The 22457-nt window shown below is 43.2% G+C and carries 24 protein-coding genes; 18 read left to right on the forward strand and 6 right to left on the reverse strand.

Translation table 11 applies throughout. The annotated features are described in order from the left end of the window. Nucleotides 1-23: 23 nt before the first annotated feature. Entirely contained in the window at nucleotides 24-791 is a 768-nt protein-coding gene (locus tag ACQCT8_RS07700) for an SDR family NAD(P)-dependent oxidoreductase (protein ID WP_426869940.1), read from the reverse strand. Between the two features lie 353 nt (nucleotides 792-1144). Here ACQCT8_RS07700 and ACQCT8_RS07705 point away from each other — a divergent pair, with 353 nt between their 5' ends. From ACQCT8_RS07705 to ACQCT8_RS07750, 10 genes are all read left to right on the forward strand, one after another. Beyond that, nucleotides 1145-1384, forward strand: coding sequence for a hypothetical protein (locus ACQCT8_RS07705; protein WP_426869942.1), 240 nt, complete (start codon nucleotides 1145-1147; stop codon nucleotides 1382-1384). 145 nt (nucleotides 1385-1529) lie between these two features. Then, on the forward strand, nucleotides 1530-2738 hold the full coding sequence (locus ACQCT8_RS07710; RefSeq protein ID WP_426869944.1) for an acyl-CoA dehydrogenase: 1209 nt from the start codon (nucleotides 1530-1532) through the stop codon (nucleotides 2736-2738). Nucleotides 2739-2761: 23 nt separating this feature from the next. Further along, on the forward strand, nucleotides 2762-3535 hold the full coding sequence (locus ACQCT8_RS07715; protein ID WP_426869946.1) for an SDR family oxidoreductase: 774 nt from the start codon (nucleotides 2762-2764) through the stop codon (nucleotides 3533-3535). A gap of 90 nt (nucleotides 3536-3625) precedes the next feature. Next, nucleotides 3626-4189: a TetR/AcrR family transcriptional regulator gene (locus ACQCT8_RS07720; protein WP_426869948.1), complete on the forward strand. Its 564-nt coding sequence runs from the start codon at nucleotides 3626-3628 to the stop codon at nucleotides 4187-4189. Between the two features lie 61 nt (nucleotides 4190-4250). Further along, a complete protein-coding gene (locus ACQCT8_RS07725; protein WP_426869950.1) occupies nucleotides 4251-5129 on the forward strand; it encodes a 3-hydroxyacyl-CoA dehydrogenase family protein in 879 nt (292 codons plus the stop codon). 14 nt (nucleotides 5130-5143) lie between these two features. Then, nucleotides 5144-5554, forward strand: a complete 411-nt coding sequence (locus tag ACQCT8_RS07730) for an acyl-CoA thioesterase (protein ID WP_426869952.1) — start codon at nucleotides 5144-5146, stop codon at nucleotides 5552-5554. After that, a complete protein-coding gene (locus ACQCT8_RS07735; protein ID WP_426869954.1) occupies nucleotides 5554-6618 on the forward strand; it encodes a phosphotransferase family protein in 1065 nt (354 codons plus the stop codon). The genes ACQCT8_RS07730 and ACQCT8_RS07735 overlap by 1 nt, the downstream gene beginning before the upstream one ends. Continuing rightward, the gene (locus ACQCT8_RS07740) at nucleotides 6615-7376 is read left to right on the forward strand and encodes a 2-phosphosulfolactate phosphatase (RefSeq protein WP_426869955.1); all 762 of its coding nucleotides are present in this window, start codon (nucleotides 6615-6617) and stop codon (nucleotides 7374-7376) included. Before ACQCT8_RS07735 ends, ACQCT8_RS07740 begins: the two co-directional genes overlap by 4 nt. After that, a complete protein-coding gene (locus ACQCT8_RS07745; protein ID WP_426869957.1) occupies nucleotides 7363-9138 on the forward strand; it encodes an acyl-CoA dehydrogenase family protein in 1776 nt (591 codons plus the stop codon). Before ACQCT8_RS07740 ends, ACQCT8_RS07745 begins: the two co-directional genes overlap by 14 nt. A gap of 17 nt (nucleotides 9139-9155) precedes the next feature. Beyond that, complete coding sequence (locus ACQCT8_RS07750) at nucleotides 9156-10139, forward strand: quinone oxidoreductase family protein (RefSeq protein ID WP_426869959.1); 984 nt, start codon at nucleotides 9156-9158, stop codon at nucleotides 10137-10139. 316 nt (nucleotides 10140-10455) lie between these two features. Here the strand turns inward: ACQCT8_RS07750 and ACQCT8_RS07755 are convergent, their stop codons facing one another. Next, nucleotides 10456-11175 (reverse strand): 3-ketoacyl-ACP reductase, encoded by a 720-nt coding sequence (locus ACQCT8_RS07755; protein ID WP_426869961.1) that lies wholly within the window; start codon nucleotides 11173-11175, stop codon nucleotides 10456-10458. A 95-nt stretch (nucleotides 11176-11270) separates the two neighbouring features. Beyond that, complete coding sequence (locus ACQCT8_RS07760) at nucleotides 11271-12227, reverse strand: endonuclease I family protein (RefSeq protein WP_426869963.1); 957 nt, start codon at nucleotides 12225-12227, stop codon at nucleotides 11271-11273. Between the two features lie 91 nt (nucleotides 12228-12318). Here ACQCT8_RS07760 and ACQCT8_RS07765 point away from each other — a divergent pair, with 91 nt between their 5' ends. Then, on the forward strand, nucleotides 12319-12936 hold the full coding sequence (locus ACQCT8_RS07765) for an SAM-dependent methyltransferase (RefSeq protein WP_426869964.1): 618 nt from the start codon (nucleotides 12319-12321) through the stop codon (nucleotides 12934-12936). A 30-nt stretch (nucleotides 12937-12966) separates the two neighbouring features. Here the strand turns inward: ACQCT8_RS07765 and ACQCT8_RS07770 are convergent, their stop codons facing one another. Further along, nucleotides 12967-13515 (reverse strand): hypothetical protein, encoded by a 549-nt coding sequence (locus ACQCT8_RS07770; protein ID WP_426869966.1) that lies wholly within the window; start codon nucleotides 13513-13515, stop codon nucleotides 12967-12969. Between the two features lie 225 nt (nucleotides 13516-13740). Here ACQCT8_RS07770 and ACQCT8_RS07775 point away from each other — a divergent pair, with 225 nt between their 5' ends. Beyond that, nucleotides 13741-15381 carry an AMP-binding protein gene (locus ACQCT8_RS07775; protein ID WP_426869968.1) on the forward strand — a complete coding sequence of 547 codons (1641 nt, stop codon included), beginning with the start codon at nucleotides 13741-13743 and terminating at the stop codon, nucleotides 15379-15381. A gap of 462 nt (nucleotides 15382-15843) precedes the next feature. Then, nucleotides 15844-16635: an HAD family hydrolase gene (locus ACQCT8_RS07780; protein WP_426869970.1), complete on the forward strand. Its 792-nt coding sequence runs from the start codon at nucleotides 15844-15846 to the stop codon at nucleotides 16633-16635. A gap of 57 nt (nucleotides 16636-16692) precedes the next feature. Here ACQCT8_RS07780 and ACQCT8_RS07785 read toward each other — a convergent pair whose 3' ends face one another. Beyond that, the gene (locus ACQCT8_RS07785; RefSeq protein WP_426869972.1) at nucleotides 16693-17487 is read right to left on the reverse strand and encodes a TIGR00266 family protein; all 795 of its coding nucleotides are present in this window, start codon (nucleotides 17485-17487) and stop codon (nucleotides 16693-16695) included. 218 nt (nucleotides 17488-17705) lie between these two features. Between ACQCT8_RS07785 and ACQCT8_RS07790 the strand changes: the two genes are divergently transcribed. The 4 genes from ACQCT8_RS07790 to ACQCT8_RS07805 all read left to right on the forward strand — a co-directional run bounded on the left by ACQCT8_RS07790 (nucleotide 17706) and on the right by ACQCT8_RS07805 (nucleotide 20695). After that, nucleotides 17706-18152, forward strand: coding sequence for an RNA-binding domain-containing protein (locus ACQCT8_RS07790; RefSeq protein WP_426869974.1), 447 nt, complete (start codon nucleotides 17706-17708; stop codon nucleotides 18150-18152). Between the two features lie 15 nt (nucleotides 18153-18167). Then, on the forward strand, nucleotides 18168-18392 hold the full coding sequence (locus ACQCT8_RS07795) for a hypothetical protein (RefSeq protein ID WP_426869975.1): 225 nt from the start codon (nucleotides 18168-18170) through the stop codon (nucleotides 18390-18392). Nucleotides 18393-18476: 84 nt separating this feature from the next. Continuing rightward, entirely contained in the window at nucleotides 18477-19469 is a 993-nt protein-coding gene (locus ACQCT8_RS07800) for a zinc-binding dehydrogenase (RefSeq protein ID WP_426869977.1), read from the forward strand. Nucleotides 19470-19846: 377 nt separating this feature from the next. Beyond that, the gene (locus tag ACQCT8_RS07805) at nucleotides 19847-20695 is read left to right on the forward strand and encodes a glycerophosphodiester phosphodiesterase (protein WP_426869978.1); all 849 of its coding nucleotides are present in this window, start codon (nucleotides 19847-19849) and stop codon (nucleotides 20693-20695) included. A gap of 74 nt (nucleotides 20696-20769) precedes the next feature. Here ACQCT8_RS07805 and ACQCT8_RS07810 read toward each other — a convergent pair whose 3' ends face one another. Then, a complete protein-coding gene (locus tag ACQCT8_RS07810) occupies nucleotides 20770-21246 on the reverse strand; it encodes a glutathione peroxidase (RefSeq protein ID WP_426869980.1) in 477 nt (158 codons plus the stop codon). A 179-nt stretch (nucleotides 21247-21425) separates the two neighbouring features. On the opposite strand from ACQCT8_RS07810, the gene ACQCT8_RS07815 reads away from it, so the two are divergent. Beyond that, nucleotides 21426-22274 carry a hypothetical protein gene (locus ACQCT8_RS07815; protein WP_426869982.1) on the forward strand — a complete coding sequence of 283 codons (849 nt, stop codon included), beginning with the start codon at nucleotides 21426-21428 and terminating at the stop codon, nucleotides 22272-22274. Nucleotides 22275-22457: the final 183 nt, after the last annotated feature.

Here is a 22457-nt window from a genome sequence, read left to right on the forward strand (position 1 = left end):
GCTTCTCCCTCAATCAGTAAATTTTATGGCCGGATATCTGATTTGAAGCTGGCAAAACCGTCATCTGCCATGACAACAGAACCGTTTAATACTCTGGCTTCATCAGAAGCAAGGAACGCAACTACATCTGCGATCTCATTAGGTTCGATTAATTCACGTGTCAGCTGCTGACGCTTCATATAATCAAGTAGGCCTGCTTGTTCGTACCCTTTTACAATATTCGTGTTCACAGCTGCAGGGCCAACGCCGACAACGCGGATATTATGCGGAGCTAATTCCAGCGCACCGTGCTTTGTCAGCATGACAACTGCACCTTTTGCAGCCTGATAGCCCGTAATTCCAAGGGTAGCAACAAAGCCAAATACAGATGCATTGTTGATAATAACACCTTCTACTCCAAGCTCTTTCATTTTCTTCGCAGCAGCAAGCATTCCATAATAAACACCATGCTGATTTACGTTCACAACGGCGTGATAATCCTCTGGCGTGTGGTGTAAGAAAGGCTTATTAATGCCAATGCCTGCGTTATTAAACATGATATCAATGCTGCCGAATGTTTGAACCGCATACTCAATCAGTTGTTCAACTTGCGTATAATCAGTCACATCTGTTTTCAAGAAAGAAGCTTCCCCGCCGGCAGAGGTAAGTTCATTGACGGTTTCCTGTCCGATTGCTTCATTGACGTCGGCTACAATTACCTTCGCCCCCTGCTCCACAAATTTACGTGCTGTTGCTTTTCCAATTCCATCTGCCCCGCCTGTAATAACGGCTACCTTATTGCGTAATTTCATCCAAAAACCTCCTAAAAATATGTATAACCATTTGTTATATCGGCATAATGACCCTGAAGTTTAACAAAAAAATCCTATTATTCTATTTGATTTCATAAATAAATTTAATTGCGTAATTGGAAAATCCATTAAAATATTATTAAATAAATAGCATTAAATGGTTACTCGATTCCTGGTAACAAGAATTTCCTTGAGAATGAAATGAAAACAATATTATTTTTAAATAATAAAATAGATCCATGCGATTTTAGTAATGGTGATAAAGCCAGCAAAGTGCGACAATAACAGTGGTACCATTCCACTGGGAAATTTGATGTAATCAGCAATCTATAAAAAAGTAAAGGGTGATCATAATGTCATGTAAGATTGACCATTCACAGGAAGATGTAACAAATAAACTGCAAAGCCAGAAAGCTCATTTGCCTCAGTCCATTTATACCGGATCGGAAAAATTGCTGAAATCGAATCCTGATCAAAAAACGCTGAATGAACTTTTTCATCTGCTGAAAAAATATGATCTGGCAGCCAAGGAAGAGCAGCTGAAGCGTAATCAGGCATTTGAAGCATTGTTTGCGGAGCATATTGCAAAATGAAAACAGGAATTCGCTTAAAAAATCGTTTCTTACAAATGAAACGGTTTTTTATTTTGATTTTTCAGAAAAAAGTTGAATAATTGTGGAGAATCGTTATACTTTAATTGTACATACCGACCGGTTAGTTAGTGAAGGAGTGAGAATGATGAATTTTTCGTATTCTTCCAAAGTAATGGAGCTGGACGAAAAGCTGCAGGTATTTATGGAAAACTATGTGTATCCAAATGAACGCGTATATGGGCAGCAGCTGGGTAGTGGAGAAACTCGCTGGAGCTGCGTTCCCCCCATTATGGAGGAGCTAAAGCAAAAAGCAAAAAAAGAAGGGCTATGGAATTTATTTTTGCCGGAAAGTGAATACGGGGCAGGGCTGGCAAATGTAGAATATGCTCCATTATGCGAGACGATGGGCCGTTCACTGATTGCTCCGGAAATCTTTAATTGCAATGCACCTGATACTGGAAACATGGAAGTGCTGGTGCGTTATGGCACAGAAACGCAGAAAAAAACCTGGTTGAATCCACTTCTCGATGGGACGATCCGATCCTGTTTTTCAATGACAGAACCGGATGTTGCTTCATCTGATGCGACTAATATTGAAGCCCGGATTGATCGAGACGGAGATGAGTATGTCATTAACGGGAAGAAATGGTGGTCCTCAGGTGCCGGCGATCCAAGATGTAAAATTGCTATCGTAATGGGAAAAACAGATGCTTCAGCAGACCGTTATGAACAGCAATCCATGATCCTGGTGCCCCTTGATACCCCAGGGGTAAAAATCGAACGGATGCTTCCTGTTTTTGGATATGATCACGCACCCCATGGTCATGCAGAGATTACGTTTGATCAAGTCAGAGTACCTGCAGAAAATATTCTTTTAGGGGAAGGAAAGGGGTTTGCAATCGCCCAGGGAAGACTTGGACCTGGGCGTATCCACCACTGCATGCGCCTGATCGGAGCAGCTGAAAGAGCGCTTGAAATATTATGTAAGCGCGTTCAGCATAGAACCGCTTTTGGCAAAACGCTCTCTAGCCAGGGTGTCATTAAAGAATGGATTGCTGATTCAAGAATTGAAATTGAACAGGCCAGATTATTAACACTCAAAGCAGCTTATATGATGGATACGGCTGGCAATAAAGTGGCAAAAGCTGAAATTGCCATGATTAAAGTCGTAGCTCCCTCCATGGCGCTTAAAGTAATTGACCGGGCGATTCAGGCACTTGGAGGAGCCGGGGTATCGGAGGATTTTCCTTTAGCGGCACAGTGGGCAAACGCCCGCACATTGCGTCTTGCAGATGGTCCGGATGAGGTTCACCGGGCGCAGATTGGCAGACTTGAACTCAAGAAATATCAATAAATCAAAAGAAAAGGGGGATGGCTATGAATGTACTGGAGCTATTTAATTTAACAGGAAAAACGGCTCTTATTACGGGCGGTGGAAGAGGATTGGGTGCTCAAATTGCAGAGGGTTTTGCAGAAGCGGGAGCGAATATTGCCATTTGCTCCAGAAAGCTTGAAGCGTGTCAGGAAACAGCAGACCGGCTTGAAAAGCTTGGAGTAAAAACACTGGCAATGCAATGTGATATTTCAAATCCCGTTGATGTAAACAGGGTGGTAAATCAAACTGTACAGCATTTTGGCCGCATTGATATCCTTGTTAATAACAGCGGCGCTACATGGGGGGCGCCCGCTGAAGAGATGCCGTATGAAGCCTGGCAAAAAGTAATGAACGTGAACGTTACAGGAACATTCTTAATGAGTCAGGCGGCAGGAAGAAAAATGATTGAGCAAAAGGAAGGCAAAATTATTAATATATCATCTGTAGCAGGACTCGGAGGAACAGATCCCAGAGTAATGGACACCATTGGCTACAATACAAGTAAAGGCGCCGTCATTACCCTGACAAAAGATCTTGCTGTTAAATGGGGAAAACACAATATTAATGTAAATGCCATTGCACCTGGCTTTTTCCCTACGAAAATGTCTAAAACCATTATTGAAAATGGAAAGAATCCTATTTTAGAAGGCACCCCGCTAAAGCGCTTTGGTACAGAAGATGACTTAAAAGGCGCGGCTCTTTTCCTCGCATCTAAAGCGTCTGCTTATGTCACAGGAGATGTGCTGGTCGTAGATGGCGGCACTCATGCAATGTAAAGGCAGCCATAGAAAAGGAAAAGCAGTTCATGAGAAGAACCTTATGATATAATTCAAGCAATTATTTCATAACAGAGGCGTGAAGCAGACATGAAGGAAAAAATAACAGAGCAAAGCATTATCTTGTTTGAAAAAAAGGGCTTCAGCGAAACGTCAATACAAGACATTGTAGAGGCAAACGGGGTAACGAAAGGAACCTTTTATTATTATTTTTCAAGTAAAGAAGAGCTGCTGATGGATATTCAGCTTCGCTATATAGATGACTTGCTTGAGCAGCAGGAACGAATTCTGAGCAAGGAAGAAACTGATTGCAAGACAAAGCTGTATGACCTCATTTTGATGCTGCTCCACAATATTAAAACCCAGGGAGCCAGCGCAAAGGTTTTCTTCAGGGAAATGAGGAATCTGAATGATGAACGGCTGTCTAAAATTATACCCAAGAGGGACGCATTCCGTGTGAAAATCGAACAGCTTCTCCGGGAAGGAATCGAAAAAAAAGAATTCCAGGAGGATCTAAATGTATCCATTGCAACATTTGGCGTTCTCGGAATGGCGAATTGGAGCTATCAGTGGTTCAGTCCGGAAGGGGATTTGTCTGAAGAAGAAGTGGCGCGGATTTTTACGAATATGATTTTAACAGGCATTCATAAATAGAAGAATCTATTCTTCTATTCTATAAAACATACTAACCGGTTAGTACAAAGGAGGAACATTCATGGTTCAACACAATGTAAAGCACCTGACTGTCATTGGAGCGGGGAGTATGGGCCATCAGATCGGGATGCTTTCCGCACTGGCGGGCTATAGGACCATTATTCAGGATGTAAGTGAAAATTCGTTAAAAAATGCGGAAGCTTCTCTGCATTCTATTATGAACAGGTGGATTGCTAAAGGGAAAATAACCGAAAACGAAAAAATGAAAGCGTTTAACTATTTATCCTTTACCGTGGATTTGGAAGAGGCAGTTCATCAGGCAGACCTGGTCATTGAAGCTGTAACAGAGAAGCTTGAAGTGAAAAGAGAAGTATTTCAAAAGCTTGAGAAATTTGCCCCTGCGCATACCATTTTTGCAACGAATAGTTCAACCATTGTGAACAGTTTAATTGCAGGAGCGACTAAGCGAAAAGACAAGGTTGTGAATATGCACTTCTTCTTTCCGCCTCTTTTGATGGACTGCGTGGAAGTGGTGATGAGCCGGGATACCTCCGAGGAAACCGCCGATTTGGCGATGGAAGTGTGCAGGCGTATGAACCGTACAGCTGTTTTACTGAAAAAAGAAATTTCTGGTTTTGTGGCTAACCGGATTCTAGGAGCCTTGCAAAAAGAAGCCGTTTATTTGTATGAAGAAGGCGTTGCAGATTTTAAAGAGATTGATCTGATTTGCCGCAAGGCCCTCAACCATCCCATCGGCCCCTTTGAGCTGATGGATTTATCCGGTCTTGATGTGGCTGCGTTTGTCATGGAGCAGCGGTACCAGGAAACTGGAGATCCGGAAGATAAACCGTTCCCTTGTGTACTGAAAAAAGTTAATCAAGGCGAGCTTGGCAGAAAAACCGGCAAAGGCTGGTACACCTATGAAAAAGCTAAGAACTAAAGGGGGATTGAGTGATGGAACAAAGAGAAGTAACGGTCCGCTTTTGTGAAACGGATGCACTGGGACATGTGAATAATACCAGTTATTTTATCTACTTGGAAGAAGCAAGAATTCACTTTTTTTCCTCTCTCGGCTATCCCATGGATGTGAAGCGCTGGAATTTTATTTTAGCTTCTACAAAATGTGATTTTATTAATCAGGGGTACTTTAATCAGGTTTTAACCATCACTACAAGTATTTCCCGAATCGGTACTAAAAGCTTTGAACTTGATCATCAGATTCTGTGCGCTCAGACGGGTGAACAAATTGCAAAGGGAAATGCTGTCATCGTCTATTTTGATTTTGAAAGTCAGAGCAGTGCTTCCATTCCTGAAGAGCTGAAAAACAAACTGGCCGTTCATGCCGCACAAGGAGGTACCGTCTGATGCAGTCAAAGGATACCATTCCTGTAAAGCAGGGTGAAGGTCTCAATATAAAAGAATTAGAATCATTTTTAAGAGAGAATCTGCATGACCTGCCGCAGGCTCCTCTTGAAGTTCAGCAGTTTTGGGCGGGTCATTCAAATTTAACCTACGAGCTGAAAATGGGGGAGTGGGAAGCGGTTTTAAGAAGACCTCCGCACGGGCCAATTGCGCCAAAAGCCCATGATATGAAAAGGGAGTACCAGCTCCTTACTCAGATCCATCCACTATTTTCACAGGCTCCCGAGCCGCTTTTGTTTTCAGATGATCAGTTTATTGTCGGGAGTCCATTCCTTCTGATGGAGAGAAAGCGAGGAATCGTAATTGACCACTCTTTTCCCGAAGAAATGAGTGTGACTCCTGAGCACCGGAAAAAGCTTTCGACCCTAATGGTGGATACCCTTGCAGATTTACACGCCATTGACTATACAAAAACAAAACTTGGGGAGATCAGTTCTCCTGAGGGGTTCATGGAAAGACAGGTGCACGGCTGGCTGAATCGGTATGAACGTGCTAAGACTGAGGAAATTAAAGAGGCTGACCAGCTTAAGGAGTGGCTCAAACGACATCTGCCGAAAAGTCAGCGGGCTGTTATCATTCATTATGACTATAAGCTGAACAATGCCATGTTTGATGCGAAACTGGAAAAAATGGAGGGACTTTTTGATTGGGAAATGGCGACAGTTGGAGACCCTCTCGCGGATTTGGGTGCTGCGATGAGCTACTGGACGCAGCAAGACGACCCTGAATCACTTAAAAATGGTCTGGGCAAGCCATCAGTAACGGTTCAGGAAGGGTTTATGACCAGGGATGAATTTATTGAGCAGTATGCGATAAAAACCGGCCGTGATGTTAGTGAGATACACTACTATTTAACCTTTGCGTACTTTAAGCTTGCGGTCATTTGTCAGCAAATTTACTTCCGCTATAAAAATGGGCAGACCCGTGATCCGCGTTTTGCTCACTTTAATCAATTTGTAAAAACATTGATCACCCATGCCTCAATGATTTCGGTACAAAAGAGATGAAGGTTCATGTTCTGTTTAAAAAAGAAGATCTGGAAAAAGAGCAGCTGCAGGAAGGAAATAAAACAGCAGTCGTCATCGATGTCCTGCTGGCAACCACTACCATCACGGCTGCCTTAATGGACGGTGCCAAAAGTGTTATTCCGGTCTTCACATGTGATGAGGGAAAAAACCTCGCTGCAGCATATCAGGAAAAAGAAGTGGTTCTGGCAGGGGAAGTGCATGCAAAGTCAATTAAAGGCTTCGAGTACCCCAGTCCTCTTCATCTTCGCACTAAAATAAAAGGGAAAACACTTATTCTATCTACCACAAACGGGACCATTGCATTAAAAAACGCTGCCGCAGCAAAGCATGTCCATATTGCCTGTCTGCTTAATAATTCAGCAGTCGCTCAAGCGGTAAAGCACTATGGAAACCAACAAACGGTCCTGGTCGTATGTGCAGGGAATTCAGGAGAAGTCAGTTTAGAAGACGTGTATGGCGCTGGTCATTTTATTGAATGCTTGACCGCAGCAGAAAGGGCAGATGCGGTCGAACTGACGGACGCTGCCAAGACAGCCTGGAAGCTTTACAGGGGGCAGTCTGAGGAATCGTACAAGATCCTTTCACTCTCAAAAGTTGGGAAACTGTTTGCCCAATATGACGTTCGCGAAGAGCTGGAATTTGCCTCAAGAAAAAATATATCGTCTCTGGTGCCAGTCCTGCAAGATGGGCAAGTGAAGCAAGCTAACATAAGGAGGTCACAACATGAAACAGGTTGATCTGCAAAATAAGGGATCCCGATTTTTGTACGCAGATACTAAAGAAGAGCTCCCTTTTACTCCGGAAGATTTTACAGATGAACATAAAATGATCGGTTCTTCAGCAAGACAGTTTGTACAAAAAGAAGTAGCTCCTTTAAATGAAAAAATAGAAAACCAGGAATTTGAACAGATTCCTGTTCTGATGAGAAAAGCAGGCGAAGCAGGGCTGCTTGCTCATAGCATTCCTGAACAATACGGTGGCTTGGGACTTGATAAAATCAGCAAAGGAATCGTGGGAGAAATGGTGGGACCAGCAAGCGGATATGGAGTCGCTCACTCCAATCATACCTGCATTGCCACACTTCCCATTACGTATTTTGGTACAGAAGAGCAAAAGAGAAAGTATCTGCCAAAGCTTGCTTCCGGAGAATGGATTGGAGCCTATTGTTTAACGGAGCCGGAGGCAGGGTCTGACGCATTATCTGCACAAACGACAGCGGTTTTAAATGAGGAAGGCACCCATTATCTACTTAATGGCACCAAGATTTATATCACGAATGCAGTTTTTTCGGATACGTTTATTGTTTATGCAAAAGTGGATGGGATTCATTTTACTGCTTTTATCGTGGAAAAAGACCATCCCGGCTTGTCACTGGGACCGGAGGAAAGAAAAATGGGGATAAAAGGTTCTTCGACCCGGTCTGTGGTGTTTGAGGATTGCAGGGTGCCTAAAGAAAACCTGCTGGGGGAAGAAGGGAAAGGGCATGTCATTGCCCTGAATGTACTGAATCTCGGACGTTTTAACTTAGGTTCTGCCTGTATGGGGGCTGCAAAAACCGGGCTGCAGAAAACCATCCAATTTGTTAAACAACGCCGGCAGTTTAAACAGGAAATTGCCAGTTTTCCTGCCACAAAGCAAAAAGTGTCTTCTCTGGCGGCACAAATTTATGCTGCAGAATCTGTGCAGTACAGGACAGCAGGACTGTTGGAAGAAGCAATGGGGGATCTGTACGATTCAACAGATTTTAAACGGATCGGCAGACAGATGGGCGAATATGCAGTAGAATGTGCGATTTGCAAGGTGTACGGCTCAGAAACGCTGGATTGGGCGGCAGATGAAGCGCTTCAGCTGCACGGGGGCGCAGGCTATATAAAGGAATATGGCATCGAGCAAATGTATCGTGATTCGAGAATTAACCGTATTTTTGAAGGGACCAATGAGATTAACCGGCTGCTGATCCCTACTCACTTTTTCCGAAAAGCCATGAAGGGAGAAGTCGATATTGCGAAAATGGCAGAACAGGCTTTTCATCATTTACAGCAGCCTCCCGTAATAGAACAGGGAGTAATCAGCAAAGAAAAAGCAGCGGTTCAGACGCTTCGCAGCTTGTTTTTGCTGAACGCAGGACTGGTATATGAAAAATGGGGTCCATCCCTTGTTCACGAGCAGGAAGCGCTAATGGGTCTAGCTGATCTTGCCGTTCACTTGTATGCAGCCGAATCAACCGTCTGCCGCACAGAGAAAGCGATTCTGAAGAACGGGCAGGAAAAAGAAGCAGCTAAAATAGATTTAATGAGGGTGGCTGTAGAAAAAGCGATATGGGAATCTGAACGCATTTCAAGAAAGCTTATCACGGAACTTACAGAAGGTGAAAAGAGGGAAAAACTGATCGGCTTGACAATTCGGGAATGCAGCAGCTATTTATCATCCTGTCCTTCTGTACAGATCTCACGCACAATAGCAGATCGGCTTTACGAAAAAGAGCAATATGTATGCTAATTAAAGGAGCGAATAAGATGAAAGCAATTCAACTGAAAGAATATGGCGGACCTGAAGTGCTTCAAGAGGTAGAAATTGAAAAGCCGGTGCCAAAGGAGAATGAAGTATTAATTGAAATTCATGCAGCAGGCGTTAATTATGCGGACACTGCCAGAAGAGAGGGACAATATGTGGTTCCTACTCCGCTTCCCTTTATACCGGGTGCTGAAGCAGCGGGCGTCGTAATCGATGCAGGGTCCGGGGTCAAAAGTGTACAAAAAGGGGATAGAGTTGTCACACTTATTCAATCTGGAGGATATGCAGAATACGCCGTAACAGATGAACGGTCGATCATCCCGATCCCTGATGAACTGGACTTTACCTTAGCTGCGGCTCTGCCCCTGCAAGGATTGAGCGCGTATCATATCCTGAAAACGATGGGAAGAATTGAAAAAGGAGAAACCGTCCTTGTGCACGCAGCGGCTGGCGGGGTCGGCACGATAGCGGTTCAGCTGGCAAAAATATTTGGTGCAGGAAAAGTGATTGCTACAGCAAGCTCAAATGAAAAGCTGGATCTTGCCAAAGAAATGGGCGCTGATGTACTTGTTGATTATACGAAGGATGGATGGGAACAGGAAGTGCTTGATGCCACAGAAGGAAAAGGGGTGCATCTTGCACTGGAAATGGCAGGTGGAGACGTTTTTTATAAGACGTTAAAATGTTTGGGTACCTTTGGCCGCCTAGTCGTATATGGAGTAGCGAGCGGAGAGCAAAGTAAATTCAACCCTTCCTCCTTAATGGCCAGAAACCAGTCCGTGATCGGCTTTTTTCTTCCCCAAATTATGAGGAAGCCCGAGCTGCTGCAGCCAAGCATGAAAGAGCTGCTGACTTGGGTCGCACAGGGAAAGCTGAAACTGACGGTGGGAGAAGTATATTCACTTGAAGAAGCTGCGATTGTCCATGAGCTTATGCAGTCGAGGAAAACAAAGGGGAAATTGATTTTGAAGCCGGGAAGCAAATAAAAGCATGGACTATTTTTAAAAAGGGGGCAGCTTATTTCTGATGGAACCTGCTCATACATGTACAAAGAGCTTGGGACAAAAGTGTCTCAAGCTCTACGACCGGTTCACTGCGCTTCAGGCGGACGCTTTCCGCAGGGACGGCGCTGAGCCCTCCTCAGGCTTTGCCTAGCGGGGTCTCAGCTTGCCGTCATATCCTGCAGGAGTCGCCACCTTCCGCTCCGCTCACCTACTACTTTTAATAAAATTTTCTCATTTTTTACACTTTTTTTAGTTTTGTCCCAGCCTCTTTTGAACAGTTCATCAGCTATCCTTCTTATTAAAACGGGTTTGTCCCCCACAAAGCAGAGGTTTTTATAAAGGTTCTCTGCTCAAGCTTCAGCAGGCTGGTGATATATTCTGCAAGATCCTCTGCCTGCATGAATTTATCGGGGTTACGCTCGCCTGAATCTTTTCCGCGTGTCAGATCGGTTTCCACCAGACTTGGTGTCAGGACGCTGACGCGGATATTATTGCGCCTTACCTCCTGCATAAGAGATTCACTCATGCCAATCACAGCAAATTTAGACGCACTATATGCACTTGATCCTTCTGTCCCTTTAAGACCGGACATCGATGAAATATTAATGATGTCCCCGCGGTTTTTCTCAATCATGCCGGGAAGTGCTGCTTTTGTAACATGCACAATCCCCATCACATTTGTATTCAATACTTTTTCCCATTCGTTTGTTTGAAGTTCAAGAAAGGATCCATGTGCGCCTACACCTGCATTGTTGATCAAAATATCAAAGGAACCGAGTGTCTGTTCAAGCTTGGAAACGGCATCTTTGACTTCTGTTTCACGTGAAACATCTGCCGCTGCCAAAGCGTAGACAGCTCCCATTTCATCTAAATACCTGCGGATGGAATCAAAACTTTCCTCAGAGCGTGCAATGAGACCAAGCTCTACACCTTCTTTTGCAAGGGCAAGAGCAGTGGCTCCACCAATTCCCCGGCTTCCGCCTGTAATAAGTGCTTTTTTCCCTTTTAAATTTTGCATGAACGATTCATCCCTTCTAAATAATTTCTATAGTAGGTTATTCACTTTAAAGTAGGGTTAAAAACATCAGAAGGCACTTTATTCAGGTCGCAGACTTATTCATAGGTGAGCTTGCTGAAAATTTCGGCGTGCTGAGGGAAATCAATATATGGATTTCGATTTCCCTGCATGGCATAGATTGCTTGATTTCTATGCTGCTCATATAAACTGACAGGAAACTCTTCATGCCACCTGAGCAGTGTTTCTCTATTTATGCCGTCGCCGGGCGCTTGAATTGCAGCATCCTTATAGCGGAGAAAAAAATACAGCATGGCACGTGCCACGATCCCTTTTGCATATTCCGGTTCAAATAAGTGATTTTCTGCTTTGCCGCAGCCTGTGGTTACTTTAGAAATGCCCGCATCTTCAGGCGAGTAATCTTTAAAATCGTGATAGTGGTAATTGCTTCTGATTGAATTGCATACAGGCTCACAGGTGAAAAGATGGTGGAGATCCCCTCTCATCGGTTCTTTTTCATCAAACCAGGATTGCGGAACAACATGCTCACAGTTAAATTTAAATTGATTGGCAATGCGGGTCAGCTGTGATCCTAATTGTCCATTTTCTTCCTTTAAAAGTTCGATTTCACCTTTTCGCTTTGCTGCTGCCGTATAATCCTCCTGAAGCACATCTTCTACCTCTTTGTTACGGCCTGAGTAAATGCTTTTTAATGTACCGTCCGGCTGCAGGTCCACCCATGGGTACACATATTCAGATGGGTCGTAGCGCAGTTGAGCGGTATGAGTACGGGAAATAAGATCATGCATTTGTTTTTGAACGTTCCCCGAATCGCTGAAATCAATTTCAGCGTAATACGCGTTTGCTTCCTGCAGGTCCTTACGTTCATCGTAATAGGCAGAATCATTTTGAAGGATGGCCGCTTTTCCTTCCTGATGTCTTGCAATGGCCAGATTAATATTTTCAAGCTGTACGTCAATGGCTGCAAGAGCGTTGAACCGTTCGGGTATAATGGACATGATGTATTCCTCCTGAATGGATAATTTGTTTTTCATATGTCTTTACCCCGGTTCAAACAAACTGACGCGGGAGATGATGGGCGTTATACTGAGAACAAATCGAAATGGATAAGGAGTAGTAGCCAGTATGAATGAACAGGAATATGACCGGATGCTCAGCATTAGACCGACCAGCGGGCTGCAGGTTTTGAGCAGTTCCATTCACCAAAACCGGTATGAAGCAACACCCTATGCTGCACTGGAAGCCCTGACTGCTGAGCACCCCTTTCATCAACAGGATGGGCTCGTTGATTTTGGCAGCGGGAAAGGAAGAGTGCCCTTTTTTTTCCACCATCAATTTCAATTAACTGCTACAGGTGTTGAAGTGAATGGTTCTCTTTATCAGGAAGCACTTGAGAATCAGGCAAACTACATGAAAAAAAAGAAAAATCGGGCTGGAAGTGTTCGTTTTGAGAGATGTCTAGCAGAAGAATATAAAGTCGAAAAAGACCAAAATAAATTTTATTTCTTTAACCCTTTTTCCACACAAATTTTTATGAAAGTAGTAAATAACATTAGTAAATCCGCTGAGAAACATCCGCGGATTGTGGACTTGATTTTATACTATCCAACCACAGAGTATATTCATTTTCTTCACGATAAAACGGCATTTCATTTAGAAAAAGACATAAAAGTACCAGGATATTTTGAAAAAGATGAGCATGAACGATTTTTGATTTTCCGGCTCAATCTTGCAAATACCTAGAATGGAAAGCTGCGCTGCCGCAGCTTTTTTTCATTTCGATCTTTTGACAAGTTTTCTACTTGAAATGAACACCCAGTACCCCAAACTAATCAACAGTAATCCGAAGCTTGCATAGATGCATAGCCACTTAATTAAAGTGAAGATTGGAGTGATCTGTGCAACGATTGGGGTTGAGGAAGGAAAACGATACATGACAAGGGATGCAGCCATATTTTCCAGAAAATCAAACAGCATGCCGGCAGTTGGCAGCAGATTCAGGGTTTTTAAACCGACGGATGAAACAGGCCGCATAAAGAACGTAATAGCCGCTGTTAAAAAGAATGTGTAGACAAGCGGCCAGATGATATCAAATGTAAAACGCGAGCGAATGTAAGCGGTCCTGCCTTCATCGCCATACTCATCTGCAATTGAATACAGTTCCTGTGATGAATAGAGGAAACCTGTGTCCGGAGACCGGCTGCTTCCTGAAGTCTCCTCAGATCTTTCAGACTCTGCAGGGAGAACCACAGCGATAAAGAAAGCGAATATGCCGATACCCAGCAGGAGTATGATTAAATTGACTTTTTTGTAAAGAAACATAGATGTATTTTGCAGCTTCTTTATTTTAAAACCTCCTTATACAGGGTAGAAACTGAGGGGTGAAAACGAAAGTTCATAAGTAGTATCTTTCAAAAAGAAAATTTTGTAAAGCAAGATTATGCTGTAGAATGTCCGATTCTTTTAGAGGGAATAATTAGGCTTCTTCTTTATTAGTCTGAATTTTATGATAATATTAAGAATAAAAAGCAAAGGTGGCTGATTAGGATGTTATTACATCGAACGGTTGGAGACATGCTTCATCAGACAGCAAAAGCGTTTCCGGAAACCGAAGCGTATGTTTATCCGGAAAAAGGAATTCGTAGATCCTATAGCGAGTTTGACAAGGAAACTGATGAACTCGCAAAAGCATTTATCGGGCTGGGAATTGAAAAAGGGGAGCATGTCGCGATATGGTCAGATAATAAAAGACAATGGCTCTTGAGTCAATTTGCCACCGGAAAAATGGGCGCTGTCCTTGTGACTGTTAATACCAATTATCAGGAAAAGGAACTGCACTACCTTCTCGAGCAATCCGATGCAACAACACTTATTTTAGGGGAAGAATTTAAAGGCACATCTTACATAGACATTATTCAGTCTTTATGCCCTGAACTGGCTGAAGGAGAAAAAGGAGCGCTTAATTGTGCTGCTCTTCCTCATCTGAAGCGCGTCATCGTAATGAGTGAGCAGGAGTATCCGGGCATTTTCACTTGGAGACAGTTTGAGGCTTACGCGCAGCGGATAACAGATCAACAATTAAAAGAAAAAATGAAAGCGCTTCATCCTGATGATGTGATTAATATTCAATACACTTCCGGTACGACCGGCTTTCCAAAAGGGGTCATGCTCAGCCATGATAACATCGTTAATAACGGCCAAATAATAGGGGATTTTATGAACCTTACTTCAGAGGATCGACTTTGTATTCCAGTTCCGTTTTTTCATTGCTTTGGCTGTGTACTTGGGAACATGGCGGCGGTCACACACGGTTCCACTATGGTCATTATCGAACAGTTTGAACCAAAAAAAGTGCTGCAGGCCGTACAGGATGAAAAATGTACAGCTCTTCATGGGGTTCCTACCATGTTTATTTCAGAATTAAATCACCCCGACTATGCAAGTTTCAATACTTCCTCTTTACGAACAGGGATTATGGCAGGCTCCCCGTGCCCGATTGAAGTGATGAAAAAAGTCATTCATGATATGGGCGCTGCCGAAATTACTATTTGCTACGGGCAGACAGAGGCTTCACCGGTGATTACCCAGACAAAATGGGATGATGCTATTGAAAAGCGCGTGTCCACAGTCGGCAAGCCCCATCCACATGTAGAAGTGAAAATTATAGATCCTGTTACACAAGAAGAAGTACCACCTGGAACACCGGGGGAACTATGTGCCAGAGGCTATTTAATTATGAAGGGCTATTATAAAAATGAAGAAGCGACAAGGGAAGCCATTGACCCCGATGGCTGGCTTCACACAGGGGACATTGCCGTTTTAGATGCCGATGGCTACATTGAAATTACAGGCAGGATCAAGGATATGATTATACGCGGCGGTGAGAACATTTATCCAAGAGAGGTGGAAGAATTTCTATACCAGCATCCTTCCATACAGGATGTCCAGGTGATAGGAGTGCCTGATGCAAAATACGGAGAAGAATTGATGGCCTGGGTGATTTTAAAGGATTCAGAAACGTTGACTGCGGAAGAGCTGAGAAATGCCTGTAAAGGAAAGATTTCTCATCACAAAATTCCAAAATACATTGAATTTGTCTCGTCCTATCCCATGACAGCTTCCGGAAAAATTCAAAAATATATATTAAGGGAAATGTCGCGTGAAAAGGCAGCGGTTAAAACAAAATAACTTCTAAATAACTTCTTAAGTAAAAGAGGTAGGACCATAACTGAAAAAAGTACTAAAAATGAGGCCAATTATATTTAGTAGTATGAGGTGAGCGGAGCGGAAGGTGGCGACTCCTGCAGGACATGACGGCAAGCTGAGACTTCGCAGGGCAAGGCTCAAGAAGGCTCAGCGCCGTCCCTGCGGAAAGCGTCCACCTGAAGCGAAGTGAACCGGTCGTAGAACTTGAGTCACTTTTGTCCCAACTCATGCGACTGATAGATCCTGTCTCTTATACAACCTTCTCTGTTATCTCAACCTCTCCTTCTAACTTGTAAACTAACTTTTACAAAAAAACAAAACGAATATAATAAATTAACTGATTATTCTTAACAAATGTCTAATAGACTAATAATCAAAGGAAGCAGTTACACCTTTCCTTTGTAATATGAGAGTGAAACTAATGACTATAAGGGGGACTTTCATTTGAGTTCATGGCTGGCATGCATTGATTTAGACGGTACACTACTCACCTCATCCGAACAGGTAACGCCCTACACAAGAGCAGCACTGCAAAATTTCAGAGCGGAAGGAAACAAGGTAGCGCTTGTAACGGGCAGGCATCCGCGCACCGCTTTGCCTATTAAACAAATGTGCGGGGAAATAGACGGACTCGCTTGTTTTAACGGATCGTGGGTAATGGGTTCTAAAGGCAGAAAGATTCATGCAGCTTCCTTCGATAAAAAAGTAATACAGATACTTGCAAGAGAATTAAAAGAGCTGAACGTACCTGTCGTCTGGTCTGTAGACGATGCATTATACATAACCAATGAACCTGTCTTTTTCCCATATGATCATCGCTACATCCCAGTTATTAATGGACAGCCTCCCCCGGAGAAAGAGATATGGAAAATAACTTTACTAATTGAGAACGAGGAGAACAGAAGAGAGGTACATCAGTGGTGCAGAGGCATCGTTGAAGCGCAATGGATTGAATCCAGCGGCAGAACAATGGATCTCATGCCGCTGCATCAATCAAAGGGATATGCACTCGAAAAATTAGCTGCCCAATCAGGAATTCCATTATCCAATACGATCGCTATTGGAAATTGGGATAATGATATTTCCATGCTTGAAAAAGCTGAAATTGGTGTAGCGATGACGAATTCCTCTAAAACACTTTTTTCCATCGCAAATGAAATCGCGGGTCATCATGATGATCATGGTGTCGCACGCTGGCTCTCAGCACGCTGCCATTCCCGCCTTTCAAGAGTCTAATAGTCAACATGTAAATCCGAACGGGGAAATGAAACAACCTTCCCCATTCGGGTTTTTTTAACGGCGGTCGCCCCCAAGAATATCGAATAAGCCCCCTGTAACACTGCCTTCGCCTTTAGATCCTCCATTATGCGGCATGGCGGCAAACACGCGGCTGGCCAGCCTGCTGAAAGGAAGAGACTGGATCCAAACAGTGCCAGGTCCTTTTAGGGTAGCTAAAAATACGCCTTCGCCGCCAAACATCGCTGTTTTAACACCTCCGACAAACTCGATATTGTAGTCAACCTCTCCTGTCATGGCAACCAGACACCCTGTATCCACGCGAATGATTTCCCCATGGGATAATTCTTTTTTATGGATCGTTCCCCCTGCATGGATAAAGGCCATTCCGTCTCCTTCAAGCTTTTGCATGATAAAGCCTTCGCCGCCAAAAAAGCCGGTGCCCAGTTTACGCTGGAATTCGATTCCGAGTGAAACGCCTTTGGCGGACGCTAGAAAAGCATCTTTCTGACAAATCAGCTTGCCGTTTAACTCACTTAAATCCATGGGCACAATTTTTCCTGGGTAGGGAGAAGCAAAACTGACATGTTTTTTTCCTGAACCCTCATTTGTAAATGTCGTCATGAATAAGCTCTCACCTGTTATGACTCGTTTGCCTGCGCCGATCAGCTTTCCGATCAATCCACCCTGCGAAGAAGAACCGTCACCAAAAATCGTTTCCATTTTGATCCCATCATCCATCATCATTAAACTTCCTGCTTCTGCAATGACCGTTTCCTGGGGATCAAGCTCCACTTCAACAAACTGCATATCATCTCCATAAAGCTTGTAATCAATCTCATGGTTATTCAAGCTGCTTCCTCCTCAAATTAATAGTGTAAATGCATTTACTCTTCATTGATTCAACAGACGGATTCAAAAATCCTGTCAGCTTCAAAAGGAACGATTCCTAAAATGAAAGAAAATTTAGTTCTTTTTCAAAAACACGTCTTTATTTCCTTCCTGTGGCACTAAAATAAAAGTACAACAAAAAAGGGGAGCAAATCTCATCTCTTTCAGGAGGGCGAAGGATGAAAACGATCCCGGAAATCATGCAGTTGATCAGGCAGTTAGATACGCATATTGCAGATGATTTTGAAGGACAGGATCTTGATTTTAAACAGTGGAGTACGAGAGCGCTTGAAGATAATCTCAACAAAATGATTCATTATGCGGTTTGCTTAACCAACGGAGGAGGGGGCTGTGTAGTATTTGGTGTGGCAGATAAAGTGAAAGGCTATGAAAAAACCATTCTCGGTGTGCCAAGGAATTTGGATTTAAAAATGCTTGCAAAAACGGTATACGCCGAAACTGTTCCACCTATTACCCCCCGGTTTGATGAAGTCAGGGTCTGTCATGGAACGGGCATGCTGCTGATTATGACGGTTGGACCCAGTGAAGCGATTCATTCAACAGCAGATGGGAAATCTGTTCAAAGAAACGGCAAAGAATGCCTGCCAATACCCGATCATGAGTAACGGAGGTGAATAGAAATGATAAGAATACCCTTAAAATGGAATAATCAGCTTTATTTTGTGATGCCAGTGTTCATTGTAGGCTGTCTTCTTCTTGTTTGTACTATTTTTTTCTTATGGAATGCTGATCATTTGATGAGCATTGGTCGTGCATCTCTATGGGTGCTTACATTGATTTTTCTTTTTTTTGTTTCAGCATGGCTGTCGTTTGGGGACTGGAAGGACGAAAGAAACTCTTTATAACGAGGAAAGGGCGCGGTCTCACACTTGAGATTTAATGAAAACTCTGATTTCATTAAAGGACCAGTAGAAGAGGAGTGAGACGAAATGAAAGGGTTAATTCATGCTCAAAAAGAAGGTCTTGCAGGACTTACATACGGAGAAATTGAAGCACCTTCAATCGGGGAGAATGAGGTGCGAGTTCAACTGAAAGCAGCGGGGATGAATCATCGCGATTTATTTGTTTTAAAACGTCATAAACCAACAGATCCTCCGTTAGTTATCGGCTCTGACGGCGCCGGAGTAGTGTGTGAAGCGGGAAGCAGGGTAAGCCGAGTTCAAGTGGGGGACGAAGTAATCATAAACCCTGGACTGGGCTGGAAGGAAAACAGCGATGCACCTCCAGAAGGCTTTGAGATTGTGGGACTTCCTTTTCACGGAACGTTTGCAGAATCGATCGTTTTGCCAGCTGACAATGTTGAGGCCAAACCGTCCTTTCTATCCTGGGAGGAAGCAGGCGTGCTGTCACTCGCCGGTTTGACAGCGTATCGTGCTTTATTCACAAGAGGAAAAGTAAAGAGCCGAATGAAGGTCCTGATCCCAGGCATCGGGAGCGGTGTTGCTACGTTCCTGCTTCAATTTGCAAAAGCAGCCGGGGCTGATGTTTATGTAACGTCACGCTCAGAAGAAAAGCGTGCTGCGGCGCTAGACCTAGGTGCAGTACAAGCGATAGACAGCAATCTTGAAAACTGGGAAGAAGAGCTCAAAGTAAAAATGGATCTCGTGATTGAGTGTGTAGGCGCCGCTACATTCCAAAAATCTCTGAATCAGCTCCGTACAGGGGGAACCATCGTCACTTTTGGGGCTTCTGCAGGAGACGAAGTTAAACTGAATCTTAGAGAGTTTTTCTACGGACAATTTAATATGCTGGGCTCTACAATGGGCAGTGCTGAAGAACTCGCGAGCATGCTGCAATTTATCGAACAGCATAGCATCAAGCCGGTTCTAGATGAGGTTTATACATTCGATCAATTTGAAAAAGCATTTACCCGTCTGGAAAGAGGAGAACAGCTCGGCAAAATTGGCTTTAAAATAGAATAACTCGTATAGGCATGTAAAGTCGTTACTCACTCTGAGCTTAAAGTGAGTAACGACTTTTTTGCGTCTTTGTAAGAAGGCTAGGACTCCAGCAGAATATGACAGCAAGCTGAGCCTTTACAGGGCAACGAACGTCCTGCAAAGGCTCAAGCCGCCCACCCTGCGGAAGCGTCCACCTGTAGCACAGCGAACCGCTCAGAGAGCTTGAGACGATCTCAGGTTCTCTCTTTACGTCTTAAAAGATTCAACAGCTAAACTGGTGAACCTGCCTCTTTTTCATTGATTCACTCTCTTCGGTCACAGAACAGGATTCTGCGGATAAACTAGAAGAAAGGAAGAAAATAGAATACTATTTTATTCCAGCTGGGAGTTTACTGCAAATGAAGGAAAGGCGGAAAAAAAGGCTGCTGTCTGCCATAAGCATATTGGCGATTTTTATCCTATTTCTTGCCGGTTCCAGCTTGCATCCTGTAAAGAAAGCAGAGCTGGAAGGAATGATTACGGTGGCTCATCGCGGAGCGTCCGGTTTCGCTCCTGAAAATACAATGGCAGCTTTTCAAAAGGGTCTGGAACTAGGAGCGGATTTCCTGGAGTGCGACGTACAATTGTCAAAAGACAACGAATTAATTCTTATTCATGACCTGTATGTTGACCGGACGACTAATGGACGGGGCAGTGTGCGTCAATTCACATTAAAAGAATTAAAACAGCTTGATGCCGGAACGAGCTTTCATCCGACCTACGCTGGGGAAACGCTGATCACGCTTGATGAATTGCTGAAAGAATTCTACGGAAAAATTGGTATTTTAATTGAAGTGAAAAATCCTGCAATAAATAGAGGGATTGAAGAAAAAATAGTAGAGCTCTTAGATCAATATCCTGATTTGCAAAGTATTGTTGTGCAATCCTTTGATGTGAACGTGCTGAAGAGGATTCATGAATTAAATGACAATATTCAACTTGGTGTACTCATCAACGGTTCCTTTATTCCAATGTCCACAAAATATATAGACGAATTGACCTCATTTGCTGCATTTATTAATTTCAATGTGTCATCACTTGATAAACGAACAGTTGATCAAATTCGCAAAAGAAATTGCAAGGTTCTTGTATGGTCCAAGAAAGATAAACGGTTAATTCAAAAAGCTATTCTATATGGAGCAGATGGGGTTATCACAGATTTTTCGCGATGGCCGGTTGATCAGGAGGTATTTATGGAGATGGAGTAACAAGAAGGTCCGCCCTTTAGCAAGAGCCGACCTCAAGAACTGCTGCCATTTACATGCACTGCCGTACCCGAAAGTTACAGAACCTTTTCAATCTCTTTTTCAATTTCTTCAGGTTTTGTCGTAGGAGCAAATCGTTCTACTACGTTTCCTTCCCGGTCAATTAAAAACTTAGTAAAGTTCCATTTGATCGCCTTTGAAAGGACCCCTTTTTTCTGCTCCTTTAGAAAAATGAAAAGTGGGTCCGCATTTTCACCGTTGACGTCAATTTTTGCGAAGATGGGGAACGTAACACCATAATTAATTTGACAGAACTCGGTTGTTTCATTTATATCCTGAAATTCCTGCTGATTAAATTGTCCGCATGGAAAGCCTAAAACTGTCAAACCCTTATCCTGATACTTTTTATACAACTCCTGCAGTCCTTCAAATTGAGGAGTCAGCCCGCATTTACTAGCAGTATTCACAATGAGCACCGGCTTTCCCTCGTACTCGCTCATCGACTTTATGTCACCGTTTACTGTCCTAACATTAAAATCATAAATAGATTGCATCTTTTTCCCTCATTTCCAGTCTGTTTAATACGTATAACGTACACAAAAAAACTCTAAGGAGCAATGGATAAGCCTGCCAAACGTGCTTTTGGATGTTTAGTTTATTCAGTTAAAAGGAATTGGATAAATATCCTGAACAAAACAAAATATGGCAGACAAGCCCATTGGAGGAGTGCACATTGAAAAAATGGCTGACATCAATTGTGATTGTAACCGCTGTTCCATTTATCAGCGCATGTGGCACAAACTTTGCTGCAGAAGAAGGGGCTAATCAAGCACCTGAAATTGAAAAGACCAAGGGAGCCAATAAAGCAGCATCCGAACCTGCTAAAGAGAAAATTGATGATGACTTTGAGAGCAGCTTTGCACTGGATGATCCGTATGAACAGACAAAACAAGAAAAATCGAGCGATACTTTCTTAGAAGAGGAAGCGGATGATGAGATTGTAGACGATACCGATCCAGACGTTCTGGTCGAGGAGCGTGAATCTGCAAGTGAAGAAGAGAATATGGATCTAACAGGCAATTACGAGGATTTTTACCCTGAGGAACAATTGGGGGTCATTCAAAGTCTTGTGACCGAGGTTACGCTCCAGTACGATTATGGTATTGGGAATCCGGAGTTTTTAGTAAAGGACAAAATGACCGAAATGGAAGTGGCGAGTACGCTGGAAAACCTTGAGCCCATTCAGCTGGCAGATGAAGATTTAAAAGCGGCTGAACAGGAGATCAACCTCATGCTGGACAGTTTGGAAGACAGTGAACTCGTTCAGGAAGAGATCCAGGCCTTCAAGGATTCCAGGCAAGTCTATTATTCAATTACAGATGAAATGATTGAATTAATTGAAAATGTTACGCCGGATAATGCGTCTCAAACAAGGGAAGATCTGGATATCCTGTCAGAAGAATACTTGGACAACTGCTTGGAACATTCCTTGCTGATGCAGGATATTGTATACGCACTTGGGCTGGATTACGATTTGTTTCTTGAGACAGTAGAAGAACTGATCGGACATTACTTTGAATAAAAAAGAAAACCGATTGCTTGCTTGATTCTCAAGTTTCGGCAGTTGGTTTTTTTGTTTGCTGAAAAGTGTTCATTCACTTATTCCTATATTAGGTAACGGGAGGCTGCATAATTGCCCATTTCAAAATGATTTTTTATAAATTTTTTAATTTTTTTGTAAAAAAATTATCCAACCGTCAAAATC

Origin of the sequence: Jeotgalibacillus proteolyticus (assembly GCF_050107735.1) — a bacterium.
Classification (GTDB): Bacteria; Bacillota; Bacilli; order Bacillales; family Jeotgalibacillaceae; genus Jeotgalibacillus; species Jeotgalibacillus proteolyticus_A.

What these genes read in the sequence shown, in the direction of transcription:
- ACQCT8_RS07700 (WP_426869940.1), bottom strand. Translation starts at nt 791, where the DNA reads ATGAAATTACGCAATAAGGTAGCCGTTATTACAGGCGGGGCAGATGGA.
- ACQCT8_RS07705 (WP_426869942.1), top strand. Translation starts at nt 1,145, where the DNA reads ATGTCATGTAAGATTGACCATTCACAGGAAGATGTAACAAATAAACTG.
- ACQCT8_RS07710 (WP_426869944.1), top strand. Translation starts at nt 1,530, where the DNA reads ATGAATTTTTCGTATTCTTCCAAAGTAATGGAGCTGGACGAAAAGCTG.
- ACQCT8_RS07715 (WP_426869946.1), top strand. Translation starts at nt 2,762, where the DNA reads ATGAATGTACTGGAGCTATTTAATTTAACAGGAAAAACGGCTCTTATT.
- ACQCT8_RS07720 (WP_426869948.1), top strand. Translation starts at nt 3,626, where the DNA reads ATGAAGGAAAAAATAACAGAGCAAAGCATTATCTTGTTTGAAAAAAAG.
- ACQCT8_RS07725 (WP_426869950.1), top strand. Translation starts at nt 4,251, where the DNA reads ATGGTTCAACACAATGTAAAGCACCTGACTGTCATTGGAGCGGGGAGT.
- ACQCT8_RS07730 (WP_426869952.1), top strand. Translation starts at nt 5,144, where the DNA reads ATGGAACAAAGAGAAGTAACGGTCCGCTTTTGTGAAACGGATGCACTG.
- ACQCT8_RS07735 (WP_426869954.1), top strand. Translation starts at nt 5,554, where the DNA reads ATGCAGTCAAAGGATACCATTCCTGTAAAGCAGGGTGAAGGTCTCAAT.
- ACQCT8_RS07740 (WP_426869955.1), top strand. Translation starts at nt 6,615, where the DNA reads ATGAAGGTTCATGTTCTGTTTAAAAAAGAAGATCTGGAAAAAGAGCAG.
- ACQCT8_RS07745 (WP_426869957.1), top strand. Translation starts at nt 7,363, where the DNA reads ATGAAACAGGTTGATCTGCAAAATAAGGGATCCCGATTTTTGTACGCA.
- ACQCT8_RS07750 (WP_426869959.1), top strand. Translation starts at nt 9,156, where the DNA reads ATGAAAGCAATTCAACTGAAAGAATATGGCGGACCTGAAGTGCTTCAA.
- ACQCT8_RS07755 (WP_426869961.1), bottom strand. Translation starts at nt 11,175, where the DNA reads ATGCAAAATTTAAAAGGGAAAAAAGCACTTATTACAGGCGGAAGCCGG.
- ACQCT8_RS07760 (WP_426869963.1), bottom strand. Translation starts at nt 12,227, where the DNA reads ATGAAAAACAAATTATCCATTCAGGAGGAATACATCATGTCCATTATA.
- ACQCT8_RS07765 (WP_426869964.1), top strand. Translation starts at nt 12,319, where the DNA reads ATGAATGAACAGGAATATGACCGGATGCTCAGCATTAGACCGACCAGC.
- ACQCT8_RS07770 (WP_426869966.1), bottom strand. Translation starts at nt 13,515, where the DNA reads ATGTTTCTTTACAAAAAAGTCAATTTAATCATACTCCTGCTGGGTATC.
- ACQCT8_RS07775 (WP_426869968.1), top strand. Translation starts at nt 13,741, where the DNA reads ATGTTATTACATCGAACGGTTGGAGACATGCTTCATCAGACAGCAAAA.
- ACQCT8_RS07790 (WP_426869974.1), top strand. Translation starts at nt 17,706, where the DNA reads ATGAAAACGATCCCGGAAATCATGCAGTTGATCAGGCAGTTAGATACG.
- ACQCT8_RS07795 (WP_426869975.1), top strand. Translation starts at nt 18,168, where the DNA reads ATGATAAGAATACCCTTAAAATGGAATAATCAGCTTTATTTTGTGATG.
- ACQCT8_RS07800 (WP_426869977.1), top strand. Translation starts at nt 18,477, where the DNA reads ATGAAAGGGTTAATTCATGCTCAAAAAGAAGGTCTTGCAGGACTTACA.
- ACQCT8_RS07805 (WP_426869978.1), top strand. Translation starts at nt 19,847, where the DNA reads ATGAAGGAAAGGCGGAAAAAAAGGCTGCTGTCTGCCATAAGCATATTG.
- ACQCT8_RS07810 (WP_426869980.1), bottom strand. Translation starts at nt 21,246, where the DNA reads ATGCAATCTATTTATGATTTTAATGTTAGGACAGTAAACGGTGACATA.